Source organism: Ramlibacter sp. (assembly GCF_036383835.1).
GTDB lineage: Bacteria > Pseudomonadota > Gammaproteobacteria > Burkholderiales > Burkholderiaceae_C > Ramlibacter.
The window spans coordinates 18,015-29,391 of sequence record NZ_DASVNN010000116.1 but is presented as its reverse complement, the minus strand read 5'-3'; the positions used below and the strand labels follow the sequence as shown (position 1 = coordinate 29,391).

At 64.7% G+C, this 11,377-nt stretch carries 11 protein-coding genes; 1 reads left to right on the top strand and 10 read right to left on the bottom strand.

All coding sequences use genetic code 11. From position 1 onward, the window contains the following. Positions 1-256: 256 nt before the first annotated feature. From VF522_RS18275 to VF522_RS18260, 4 genes are all read right to left on the bottom strand, one after another. Positions 257-667, bottom strand: a complete 411-nt coding sequence (locus VF522_RS18275) for a DUF6210 family protein (RefSeq protein ID WP_330909732.1) — start codon at positions 665-667, stop codon at positions 257-259. Positions 668-1,221: 554 nt separating this feature from the next. Then, complete coding sequence (locus tag VF522_RS18270) at positions 1,222-1,680, bottom strand: hypothetical protein (RefSeq protein WP_330909731.1); 459 nt, start codon at positions 1,678-1,680, stop codon at positions 1,222-1,224. Between the two features lie 122 nt (positions 1,681-1,802). Then, positions 1,803-2,066: a hypothetical protein gene (locus tag VF522_RS18265; RefSeq protein ID WP_330909730.1), complete on the bottom strand. Its 264-nt coding sequence runs from the start codon at positions 2,064-2,066 to the stop codon at positions 1,803-1,805. A gap of 118 nt (positions 2,067-2,184) precedes the next feature. Then, a complete protein-coding gene (locus tag VF522_RS18260; RefSeq protein ID WP_330909729.1) occupies positions 2,185-2,634 on the bottom strand; it encodes a hypothetical protein in 450 nt (149 codons plus the stop codon). A gap of 302 nt (positions 2,635-2,936) precedes the next feature. On the opposite strand from VF522_RS18260, the gene VF522_RS18255 reads away from it, so the two are divergent. Continuing rightward, positions 2,937-3,929 (top strand): integron integrase, encoded by a 993-nt coding sequence (locus VF522_RS18255; protein ID WP_330909728.1) that lies wholly within the window; start codon positions 2,937-2,939, stop codon positions 3,927-3,929. 15 nt (positions 3,930-3,944) lie between these two features. Here the strand turns inward: VF522_RS18255 and VF522_RS18250 are convergent, their stop codons facing one another. The 6 genes from VF522_RS18250 to VF522_RS18225 all read right to left on the bottom strand — a co-directional run bounded on the left by VF522_RS18250 (position 3,945) and on the right by VF522_RS18225 (position 11,202). Continuing rightward, positions 3,945-4,340 carry an SgcJ/EcaC family oxidoreductase gene (locus tag VF522_RS18250; RefSeq protein WP_330909727.1) on the bottom strand — a complete coding sequence of 132 codons (396 nt, stop codon included), beginning with the start codon at positions 4,338-4,340 and terminating at the stop codon, positions 3,945-3,947. After that, positions 4,337-5,239, bottom strand: coding sequence for an SDR family oxidoreductase (locus tag VF522_RS18245; RefSeq protein ID WP_330909726.1), 903 nt, complete (start codon positions 5,237-5,239; stop codon positions 4,337-4,339). Before VF522_RS18245 ends, VF522_RS18250 begins: the two co-directional genes overlap by 4 nt. Before the next feature lie 75 nt (positions 5,240-5,314). Continuing rightward, complete coding sequence (locus VF522_RS18240; RefSeq protein WP_330909725.1) at positions 5,315-6,184, bottom strand: DMT family transporter; 870 nt, start codon at positions 6,182-6,184, stop codon at positions 5,315-5,317. 130 nt (positions 6,185-6,314) lie between these two features. Continuing rightward, a complete protein-coding gene (locus VF522_RS18235; protein ID WP_330909724.1) occupies positions 6,315-7,862 on the bottom strand; it encodes a SpoVR family protein in 1,548 nt (515 codons plus the stop codon). Beyond that, entirely contained in the window at positions 7,859-9,139 is a 1,281-nt protein-coding gene (locus tag VF522_RS18230; RefSeq protein WP_330909723.1) for a YeaH/YhbH family protein, read from the bottom strand. Before VF522_RS18230 ends, VF522_RS18235 begins: the two co-directional genes overlap by 4 nt. Before the next feature lie 140 nt (positions 9,140-9,279). Continuing rightward, a complete protein-coding gene (locus VF522_RS18225; RefSeq protein WP_330909722.1) occupies positions 9,280-11,202 on the bottom strand; it encodes a PrkA family serine protein kinase in 1,923 nt (640 codons plus the stop codon). Positions 11,203-11,377 lie beyond the last annotated feature (175 nt).

Here is an 11,377-nt window from a genome sequence, read left to right as displayed (position 1 = left end):
CCGTCTCGACGGCGATTCACGGTGCTGGATCTCGCGGGGCGTTTGGCCAAGCGCGCTCCGAGCGCAACGGAGGGCGCAGCACACTCTACGCAGCGGACCCTCAAAGATAGGCTGAATTAACTACGGCCTGGGGCATAACGTAGAGGTGACCGGCACGTTGCGGCAAGGGGCCGCACGGTGCAGGATTCCCAACGGCACTGTGCGGCCCCTTGCCGCAACGTGTCCGAGTCGACCGACCAGTTAGGCTGCAGCGGCATCAGTCGCTGTTTGGCCAGGTCAGCACGCCCTTGCATGCGCCAAATCCTTGCATGAGTCCGAACTGGGCTTCGCGGACGTTCACATAGATCCACGCCTCGCAGCTTTCATTGAGCTTAGCTCGGTCCACCGTCACGAACGAACTTTCCGGGCGTTGCCCAAGTATGGCGTCGATCGAGTCGGCCAGTTCATCGTTGAGGCCCATGATCTCCCCCAATAGCCGTTCGAGACGGACGTCAAGTGAAAGCTCCTTCGAGTCTGGCGGAAGACCCCAGTCGAGCGGAACGAGAACACCCTCCATCGAGGTTTGGCGGCATAAGGTGCCGCAGACCTGGGTGTCGTAGGTCACGCCCGTCGCCGCGGGAATAATGAGACCGCACTGGCCTAAGCCGACAAGGTTGACGCGCAGCATTCGTCTGCAGCCTAACGTGAAGGTGACCGGCGGACCATAGGCGGGCGAAGTCCCGCCGCGCGTACGTCCGTGTCGACCGGTCTGTTATGCCAGGGCGGTGATAGAGCCATCGGCCAAATGGTACCGGTGCTGCCAACTGGAGGGCAACTGGCTTGCCCCCGGATGTTGGATGTTCGCGATGGTCGCACGAGAAGCAATGCTCGCGACGGCCTATGCCTATGGGCCTCGATCGGCAGCCTGCGAAGAGCGCGCGACATTCCCGACCGCGCTGACATCGCACGACCAACAGCGTCTCCCCAGCGAAACTACGGCCTCAACCCGACGGCCTTGGAAGGGGAGGTTCTCGCCAGGCGCACTGCGCTTGCGCCTGTGCGGCCAAAAAGGCTAGCGGCAGGCGCTGCGACAGAACCTACGCGGCCGAAGAGGGAGATACCGCAGTCTTTGGGGCATAACGTGAAGGTGACCGGCACGTTGCGGCAAGGGGCCGCGAGGTGCAGGATATCCAACGGCGCCTCGCGTCCCCTTGCCGCAACGTGTCCGAGTCGACCGACCTGTTAGGCCGCAGCGGCACCGCGCTCATACTCTTCATAGTAGAAACCGACGTTGAGTCCGATGTAATGATGGGCGAGGAGTTCGGCCAGTTCAGGCGAAATGAAGGGCCCGCCACCCGTGCCATTTCCGCCCCAGTAGAACCCCAACGCGGTCTCAACGCCTCTCTCCCGCGCCTCTCGAAGCGACACACCGGATTTAAGTCTCGACAGAAGCCAAGAGACGTGCACCAAGAGGTCAATCTCGGAGTCTGGGATGGCGTCCCGAGAGTCCATGAGCCATACGTATCGCGGAAGGTCACTGCGCGTGGGAATGCCGGCAGCGCGCAGCCGTCGGGCACTCGCCAGTCTGGCAGGGGACTGGTTGTCGTCGAAGTCGAGGTCGTCTACCACCTCGGGAATGAGCAGCTTTGCCGCGGCGTCCGGGTCGTCAGATCTCAGAACGAGTGTGCAGTAGTGCCTCACGGAGTCCTTCTGCGGTCTAACGTGAAGGTGACCGGCACGTTGCGGCAAGGGGCCGCACGGTGCAGGATTCCCAACGGCACTGTGCGGCCCCTTGCCGCAACGTGTCCGAGTCGACCGACCAGTTAGACCGCAACCACGCGTTGGACTGCATAGAACAAACCGAATGCGGTGAAGAGTACCAATGGCGCAGCGGGAAGAGCAAGTGCGACTTTGACGAGTTTGGACGCATCGGAGCGTAGGACCTCCACGAAGGCAAGGACTCCGAACGCGGCGACAGCTTCGCTCAGCACCAAACCGGCCACGGTGCCGCCGTGCCAGAAATTTCCCGCATCGGACAGGAACAGCACAAGCCATAGGCCCGCCAAGAGCAAGAAGCCCGGGATCACGAGAGGACGAGGGAGCTGAATACGCCGACCGAGTGCCATTGCGGTCTAACGTTGGAGATGACCGGCGGGCCATAGGCGGGCGAAGCCTGCCGCGAGAACGTCCGTGTCGATCGACCTGTTAGACCTCACGCGCGCGGTGCTCAAACGAGAACTCCTCGAAGACGACCCGAAACTCTGCCCCGGATACAAACAGCATGCGTAGTTCCACGAAAGGATTCAGGAACTCGCACTCCCAATAGCCAAGATCCCCAAGTTCTTCCTCCAGGTATGGCCCAGGCGGAAGTATCTGGTCAAACTCGGAAACGCCGCCGAACACGAGGGAATAGCGAACCGGATTCTGAAGCTCCCGGTCCCATCCGTCGAGGGCCATCGCGACGGTTCGATCTTGGAATCGGCTCTCGAGTCGCTTTACTTCGGCATCGTGAAGGGTGTGCCCCTCCCACAGATCTAGGAGCGCAGTCGGGAGCTGAGGCCTAACGGATGCGATGTAGGCTTCGTACCGCCTGAAGGGCTCCCAGTCCTCGCCCTGCTTCTCCCACCACTCTCGGGTGAAAAACTTCATTGCCATGTGAGGTCTAACGTAATGTAGACCGCAACCACAATCCTGCTACCCGCCCCCCGCGCGATAACAGCTCCGCGGATCGATCCGCAAGTCCCCGTCCCATCATCCCATTCCCTCCGCTGCGCCGGATAACACCCAGCTCGTTCGTGTTTCAGTTAGCAGGCGATCCGCCAAGTTGACCGCCGCCGGATAAATCTGCCGGATAACACCAGCCTACGCAAGTATTGCCGGCTCCGGGATGGCACCGAACCGCTTGATTTGTCTCGCTTCCGCATCTATGCTGTTGTTTTGTACAGTATATATTCTGCATGCATTCCAGCGCCCTGCCCCCACTGCATTCGGCGCGCCTGCTCGATCAGGTGCGGGAGCGCGCACGCTATCTTCATTACAGCCTGCGCACCGAGAAGGCGTACGTCTACTGGACGAGGTTCTTCATCCGCTGGCATGGCTTGCGGCACCCTCGCGAACTGGGCGCGCCCGAAGTGGAAGCTTTCCTCACGATGCTGGCCACGCAGCGCCAGGTGTCCGCATCCACGCACAACCAGGCACTCAGCGCGCTGCTGTTCCTCTATCGCCAGGTCCTCGGCCTCGACCTGCCATGGATGCAGGGCGTGAACCGTCCCACTCGCCCTCCCCGCATTCCCACCGTACTGACCACCAACGAAGTCAGCGCGATCCTCGCCCGCATCGAGGGCGAAGCCGGCCTGCTCGCGCGATTGCTCTATGGCACCGGCATGCGGCTGATGGAGGCGGTGCGCCTGCGCGTGAAGGACGTCGATTTCGATCGCCATGCCATCGTCGTGCGCGAAGCCAAGGGCAACAAGGACCGCGTGGTCATGTTGCCGCAGTCGCTCCTGCCGGAACTGCGCGAGCAGCTATCCGCTGCGCACGCCGTGTGGCGGGAGGACGCCCGTACAGGCCGCAGTGGCGTCGCGGTGCCACACGCACTCGAGCGGAAATACCCCAACGTGGGTCGCACCTGGGGATGGTTCTGGGTCTTCCCGGCGCCCGCCCTGTCGATCGATCCCGCCACGGGGGAAGAACGGCGGCACCACGTCCACGAAGACCGCCTGCAACGCTCCCTGCGCAAAGCCCTCGCTTCGAGCGAAATCCACAAGCGCGTCTCCGCCCACACCCTTCGCCATTCCTTCGCCACCCACCTCCTGCAGTCCGGCACCGACATCCGCACCGTGCAGGAACTGCTCGGTCACAGCGACGTGAGCACGACGATGATCTACACCCATGTGCTCAAGGTCGCCGCGGGCGGCACGCGCAGCCCGCTGGACGCCCTCGCGTCGTGAACCTGCGCGCCGCGGTCAGGACGCGTCCGCCACGAGCAGGTTCGCATCCCTCGCCAGCAGCCATTTGCCGCCCACCTTCCGCAACACGGTCAGGGTGTGCCCTGCCCGCTTCATCCCCTTCTCTCCGCCTTGTGGGGTGACGCGCACCTCGAGCTTGCTCCACAGGAAGGCCCAGTCGCCGCTCACCCGGATTTCCTGGATGTCGCTGTTCCCGTCGATCACGGGCGCGCCCGGCTGCGCCTGCGCCCGCGCCGCCGCCGCGAACTCCGCCTTGCGCATCGGCGGCTTCCCCGGCACCAGGAACACGACGTCGTCGGTCATGAGCCCCAGCACGGTGTCGACGTCGCCCGAGCGCGTCGCCGCCATCCAGGTGGCGACAAGGTCGCGGATCTGCTGTTCGTCGCTGTTCATCGCCGCGCCTTGTCCTTCTGGTTCTGCGCCTCGATGCGCTCACGGGCGGCCTGCCAGTCGGCGTCGCTCCACTCGCGCAGTTCGTAGAAGTTGCCGCCGGTGGCGAGCGCGTTGCCGCCGTCCATCATGATGCTCTGGCCCGTGAGCCAGTCGCACTGGCCCGGCGCCATCAGGAAGGCCGCGAGGTTCTGCAGCTCGCTCATCCGGCCGGTGCGCGCCATCGGGTTGCGCGCCTTGCTGCGCGCGCCCGGCTCCTCGCCCGGATTCAGTCGTTTGCTCATGCCCTCGGTGGGAATCTCGCCGGGGCGGACGGCGTTGAGGCGGACGCCATGGCGCGCCCATTCCACCGCGAGCGACTTGGTCATCGTCTCGATGCCGGACTTGCTCATGGCCGAAGGCACCACGTATGGGCTGCCGTTGTCCACCCAGGTGGTGATGATGCTCATGACGCTGCGCCAGGGCTTCTCGCGCGTCCACTGTCCCGCCTTGGCTTCGGCGACCCAGCGCTTGCCGACCGCCTGCGTCACGTAGAAGGTGCCATGGAAGACGATGTTGGCGATGGCGTCGAAGGCGCGCGGCGACAGGCTCTCGGTCGGCGCGATGAAGTTGCCCGCGGCGTTGTTGACGAGTCCCGTGAGCCCGCCGCCTTCCCACAGCGCCTGCACCATGTCCTCCACGGCCTGCGCCACGCGGATGTCGACGCCGAAGGTGTCGATGCGCCGCTGGGGAAAGCGCTCGCGCCACGCGGCGGCGGTCTCGTCGCACACGGCTTGCCGGCGGCCGCAGATCGCGACATCGGCGCCGAGTTCCAGGAAGCGCTCGGCCATGGACTGGCCCAGGCCGGTGCCGCCGCCGGTGACCAGGATGCGCTGGCCGGCGAAAAGGTTGGCTGCGTACATGAAGTCTCCTTGCTGGGCCGCTCGCGGCGGGTGCAAGGGGAGCTTACGGGGGAAAGCGCTTCGTGGACAGGGGCGCTATTTGCGCGACAGCGCGAGGAACAGCGCGCAGCCGGAGCACAGCATCGCGCCGAGCTGCCAGGGGCCGAGCGGCTCGGCATGCACGATCGCGCCGGTGACCATCGCCACGATCGGCACCAGCACCGAAGACAGCCCGGCGACGCTGGGCGGCAGCAGGCCCACGATCGCGAACCAGGCGGCATTGCCGATCGCCATGGGAACAATGGTGATGTACGTGATGATCGCGATGGTCTGCCACGACACCGCGTGCGCCTGCCCGCGCCCGAGCCACAGCGCACCGATGGCCAGCGGCACCGCGGCAATCAGCAGCTGCCAGCCGGTGAGCACCAGCGCCGGCACCGGCACGTTGGCGCGCTTGAGGATCACGGTGCCGACGGCCCATCCCAGGCCGGCGAAAAGACCGAGCAGGAAGCCCGCCGGCGCGCTCGCGTAGGCCGTCCGCGCGGGGATCGCCAGCAGCGCGACGCCGAGCGCGGCGAGGCCGACGGCGGCCCACATGCGCGGCTGCGGCTTCTCGCCGAAGGCGAGCCACACGGCGAGCACGGTCCACAACGGCATGGTGAAACCGAGGATCGCCGCCTGGCCGGAGGGAATCAGGATGGCCGCGTAGGTGCTGGCCAGGTTCCAGATCACGAGGTAGATGAGCGCGGCGGCGCTGACCGCGGGCCAGTAGCGCCGCGGGATCGCCAGGGGGATGCCGCGTGCGCGGGCGAAGGCCAGCAGCAGGACCCCGGCGATGGTGACGCTCACCGCACGGAAGGTCCAGACCGAGACTTCGCGCACCGCCAGCGGGAAGAGCGACCAGTTGGTGCCCCAGACGAGGGTGAGGAGGATGACGAGGGGGAGAGCGCGGCGGGCGGGGGACATGGGGGCCGATTGTTGCAAACCCTCGTCATCCCCGCGCAGGCGGGGATCCAGGGCTTCCAAATGGAAAAGGGGCGCAATGCGCCCCTTCTTCAAAGCCCTGGGCCCCCGCCTCCGCGGGGGTGACGGGGTGTCAATGATGCTGCGGCGGCGTCACTTCCCAGTGCTGCATCACGCGGTCGTGGCCGTCCACGCTTTCCAGCCGCACGCGGAAGCCCCACAGCCTCGCCACGTGCTTCACCACTTCCTCCGCGCTGTTGTCCAGCGGGCGGTCGTTGTGGCGGATGTGGCGCAGAGTCAGCGAGCGGTCGCCGCGGGCGTTGACGTTCCACACCTGGATGTTCGGCTCGCGCCAGCCGAGGTCGTGCTGCCTCGACAGCGACTCGCGCAGGCGCCGGTAACCGTTCTCGTCGTGGATCGCCGCCACCTCCAGCTCGGACTGCGCGGCGTCATCGAGCACCGCGAACAGCCGCAGGTCCCGCATCAGCTTGGGCGACAGGTACTGGCCGATGAAGCTTTCGTCCTTGAAGTGGCGCATCGCGTAGTCGAGCGACTTGATCCAGTCGCTGCCGGCGATGTCGGGGAACCACTCGCGGTCCTCGTCGGTGGGGTTCTGGCAGATGCGCTTGATGTCCGAGAACATCGCGAAGCCCAGCGCGTACGGGTTGATGCCGCTGTACGCCGGGTGCGTCACCGGCGGCTGGAACACCACGTTGGTGTGCGAGCTGAGGATCTCCATCATGTAGCCGTCCGAGAGCATGCCCTCGTCGTACATGGCGTTCAGCAGCGTGTAGTGCCAGAAGGTCGCCCAGCCCTCGTTCATCACCTGGGTCTGGCGCTGCGGATAGAAGTACTGCGCGATCTTGCGCACGATGCGCACGATCTCGCGCTGCCACGGCTCCAGCAGCGGCGCGTGCTTCTCGATGAAGTACAGGATGTTCTCCTGCGGCTCCTCGGGGAAGCGCCGGTGCTCCTTCTTAGCCTGCTTGCCCGCCTTGGTGGGCAGCGTGCGCCACAGGTCGTTCACCTGCTGCTGGAGGTAGGACTCGCGCTCCTTGCGCCGGTTCTCCTCCTCCACCATCGAGATCTTCTGCGGCCGGCGATAGCGGTCCACGCCGTAGTTCATGAGCGCGTGGCAGGCGTCGAGCGTGGCCTCCACGGCGTCGATGCCGTGCCTTTCCTCGCATTCGGAGACGAAGCTCTTCGCATAGACCAGGTAGTCGATGATCGAGCTGGCGTCCGTCCACATGCGGAACAGGTAGTTGCCCTTGAAGAAGGAGTTGTGGCCGAAGCAGGCGTGCGCCATCACCAGCGCCTGCATCGGCATCGTGTTCTCCTCCATGAGGTAGGCGATGCAGGGATCGGAGTTGATCACGATCTCGTAGGCCAGCCCCATGTGGCCGCGGCGGTAGCTCTTCTCGCTCTGGATGAAATGCTTGCCGTAGGACCAGTGGCGGTAGTTCACCGGCATGCCGACGGAGGCATAGGCGTCGAGCATCTGCTCGGAGGAGATCAGTTCCAGCTGGCTCGGATAGGTATCGAGGCCGAAGCGCTCCGCGGTGCGGCGGATCGCCTGGAAGTAGGTCTCGATCAGCTCGAAGTTCCAGTCCGAGGGGTTGGGCAGGCGCTTGCTCTCGTCCTTCTTCACGTCGGACGGCATCAGGAGGTCGGCTTCGCTCATGTTGTCCCCGCAGGTTGTTTCTTGAACAGGTCCCGGAACACCGGGAAGATCTGCGAAGGCGTGACGATCTTCTGCATCGCGAAGTGGGGGTTGGCGTCACGCACGCGCGTGTACTCCTCCCAGAGGTTCTGGTCCTCGTCGGCGACCTGCACGTACGCGTAGTAGCGCACCAGCGGCAGGATCTTGCTGTCCAGGAGCTCGCGGCACTTGGACGAATCCTGCTGCCAGTTGTCGCCGTCCGAAGCCTGGGCGCCGTAGATGTTCCACTCGCTGCCCATGTAGCGCGCGCGGATGATGTCGTTCATCAGCGTGAGCGCGCTCGACACCACCGTGCCGCCGCTCTCGGTGGCGTGGAAGAACTCGTCTTCGGTGACTTCCGCCGCCTGCGTGTGGTGGCGGATGAACACCACTTCCGTCTTCTCGTAATGGCGCGAGAGGAACAGGTACAGCAGGATGAAGAAGCGCTTGGCGAGGTCCTTGCGCGATTCGTCCATCGAGCCGGAGACGTCCATCAGGCAGAACATCACCGCCTTGTTGGTCGGCTTGGGCTCGCGGATGCGGTTGCGGTAGCGCAGGTCGAACGGGTCGAGGAAGGGCACGCGCTTGAGGCGCGAGCGCAGTTCCATCACCTGCTTGCGCAGGACCTCCACTTCCGGCGGCGCGACGTCGGGCCGGCGCTCGAGGTCTTCCAGCTGCCGCTCGGCCGCCTTGAGCTCGGCGCGGGCGTCGCCGCCCATCGCGATGCGGCGAGCCAGGCCGACGCGCATCGAGCGCACCACGTGCAGGCTGGTGGGGTTGCCTTCGGAAACGAAGCCGGCGCGGCGCACCTTCCATTCCGGCACGTCCGCCAGCAGCTGCGTGCGGATCATGCGGGGCAGCGCGAGGTCGTCGAAGAAGTAGTTCATGAACTCTTCGCGACTGATGCGGAAGACGAAGTCGTCTTCACCCTGCCCGTCCGGCGAAGCGCCGCTGCCGCCGGAGCCGCCACCGCCGCCGCCCTGCGGCCGCTGGATGCGGTCGCCGCGGATGTATTCCTCGTTGCCGGGATGCACGAGCTCGCGCGAGCCGCCCGGCGCGTGGCCGAAGGTCGGCTCCGTCACATCGCGCTTGGGCAGCGTGATGTCGGCGCCTTCCTCCATGTCGGTGATGCTGCGGTCGCCGACGGCCTTGCGCACGGCTTCCTTGATCTGCTCCCGGTAGCGCCGCAGGAAGCGCTCGCGGTTGCCGATCGACTTGTTCTTGCCCGAGAGGCGGCGGTCGATGACCTGGTGGAGCATGGACCGCTCGCCGCCGCTTCTGTTCGTCACACTAAAACCTCCGTCCTGCTCTTATCGCGTGCCACTGCGGAACCGGCTTTGCCGGGCCGCTGGTGGCGCCCCTTGAGGGGAGGCGCCGTAGGCGCTTCGGGGTGGTCCAATTACGAGCTTTTCCGCACGCGCAGGTACCACTCGCACAGCAGGCGGACCTGCCGTTTCGTGTAGCCCTTCTCCACCATGCGGTTGACGAAGTCCTCGTGCTTCTTCGCCTCGTCGGCCGAGGCCTTGGCGTTGAAGCTGATCACCGGCAGCAGTTCCTCGGTGTTCGAGAACATCTTCTTCTCGATCACGGTGCGCAGCTTCTCGTAGCTGGTCCACACCGGGTTCTTGCCCGCGTTGTTGGCGCGCGCCCGCAGCACGAAGTTCACGATCTCGTTGCGGAAGTCCTTCGGATTCGACAGGCCGGCCGGCTTCTCGATCTTCTCCAGCTCCGCGTTCAGGGCGGCGCGGTCGAAGATTTCGCCGGTGTCGGTGTCGCGGAATTCCTGGTCCTGGATCCAGAAGTCCGCATACGTGACGTAGCGGTCGAAGATGTTCTGGCCGTACTCGGAATAGGACTCGAGGTAGGCCGTCTGGATTTCCTTGCCGATGAACTCCGCGTAGCGGGTGGCCAGGTGTTCCTTGATGTAGGCGAGGTACTTCTGCTCGGTCTCGGCCGGGAACTGCTCGCGCTCGATCTGCTGTTCGAGCACGTACATCAGGTGCACCGGGTTGGCCGCCACCTCGTTGGTGTCGAAGTTGAAGACCTTCGACAGGATCTTGAACGCGAAGCGCGTCGAGATGCCCGTCATGCCTTCGTCGACGCCGGCGTAGTCGCGGTATTCCTGGTAGCTCTTGGCCTTCGGATCCGTGTCCTTCAGGTTCTCGCCGTCGTAGACCAGCGTCTTGGAGAAGATGCTGGAGTTCTCCGGCTCCTTCAGGCGCGTCAGCACCGAGAACTGCGCCATCATCTTCAGCGTGCCGGGCGCGCACACCGCATCCTTCAGCGAGGAGTTGGAGATCAGCTTCTCGTAGATCTTCACTTCCTCGGTGACGCGCAGGCAGTACGGCACCTTCACCACGTAGATGCGGTCCAGGAAGGCTTCGTTGTTCTTGTTGTTCTTGAAGGCCTTCCACTCGCTCTCGTTGGAGTGGGCCATCACGATGCCGTCGAACGGGATCGCGCCGAAGCCTTCCGTGCCCTTGAAGTTGCCTTCCTGGGTGGCGGTCAGCAGCGGGTGCAGCACCTTGATCGGCGCCTTGAACATTTCCACGAATTCGAGCAGGCCCTGGTTCGCGAGGCACAGGCCGCCGGAGTAGCTGTAGGCGTCCGGGTCGTCCTGCGCGAAGCTCTCGAGCTTGCGGATATCGACCTTGCCGACCAGCGAGGAGATGTCCTGGTTGTTCTCATCGCCCGGCTCGGTCTTGGCGATGCCGATCTGCTTGAGGATGCTGGGGTAGCGCTTGACGACCTTGAACTTGCGGATGTCGCCGCCGTATTCCTCGAGGCGCTTCACCGCCCAGGGCGACATGATCTTCTGCGTGAAGCGGCGCGGGATGCCGAACTGCTGTTCCAGCAGCGGGCCGTCTTCCTCGTTGCTGAACAGGCCGAGCGGCGACTCGTTCACCGGGGAGCCCTTCAGCGCGTAGAAGGGGACCTGCTCCATCAGCTGCTTGAGCCGTTCCGCGATCGACGACTTGCCGCCGCCCACCGGGCCCAGCAGATACAGGATCTGCTTCTTCTCTTCCAGGCCTTGCGCGGCATGGCGGAAGTGCGAGACGACCTGCTCGATCGCCTCTTCGAGTCCGTAGAAGTCCTTGAACGCCGGGTAAACGCGAATGACCTTGTTGCCGAAGATGCGCGACAGGCGCTGGTCATGCCGCGTGTCGACCATTTCCGGCTCGCCGATCGCGGCGAGCATGCGTTCGGAAGCAGTCGCGTACGTCAGCGGCTCCTTCTTGCACAGCTCGAGGTACTCCTCGATCGACATCTCTTCCTCGCGCTTTTGTTCGTAACGCGTGAGGAAATTGCGGACGACGTCCATGAAGCCTCCTTCGTATGCAGACTGCGAGCAGGTCGTGCAGTGCGATGTCCAATGTACTCCAGAGCCTCCCGGCGGACCGGTTTCACCCTGTAGGCCGAACACCGACTTCACTGTAGGTGAACCATAGATAAAAACAAGAGCGGAGAGTTGCTAGGGACAAACGAGAGACGCCTGT

Bases quoted from the DNA above. Each gene is read 5' to 3' on its own strand.
- VF522_RS18275 (WP_330909732.1), bottom strand. From the start codon at position 667: ATGCTGCGCGTCAACCTTGTCGGCTTAGGCCAGTGCGGTCTCATTATT.
- VF522_RS18260 (WP_330909729.1), bottom strand. From the start codon at position 2,634: ATGGCAATGAAGTTTTTCACCCGAGAGTGGTGGGAGAAGCAGGGCGAG.
- VF522_RS18255 (WP_330909728.1), top strand. From the start codon at position 2,937: ATGCATTCCAGCGCCCTGCCCCCACTGCATTCGGCGCGCCTGCTCGAT.
- VF522_RS18250 (WP_330909727.1), bottom strand. From the start codon at position 4,340: ATGAACAGCGACGAACAGCAGATCCGCGACCTTGTCGCCACCTGGATG.
- VF522_RS18245 (WP_330909726.1), bottom strand. From the start codon at position 5,239: ATGTACGCAGCCAACCTTTTCGCCGGCCAGCGCATCCTGGTCACCGGC.
- VF522_RS18240 (WP_330909725.1), bottom strand. From the start codon at position 6,184: ATGTCCCCCGCCCGCCGCGCTCTCCCCCTCGTCATCCTCCTCACCCTC.
- VF522_RS18235 (WP_330909724.1), bottom strand. From the start codon at position 7,862: ATGAGCGAAGCCGACCTCCTGATGCCGTCCGACGTGAAGAAGGACGAG.
- VF522_RS18230 (WP_330909723.1), bottom strand. From the start codon at position 9,139: ATGCTCCACCAGGTCATCGACCGCCGCCTCTCGGGCAAGAACAAGTCG.
- VF522_RS18225 (WP_330909722.1), bottom strand. From the start codon at position 11,202: ATGGACGTCGTCCGCAATTTCCTCACGCGTTACGAACAAAAGCGCGAG.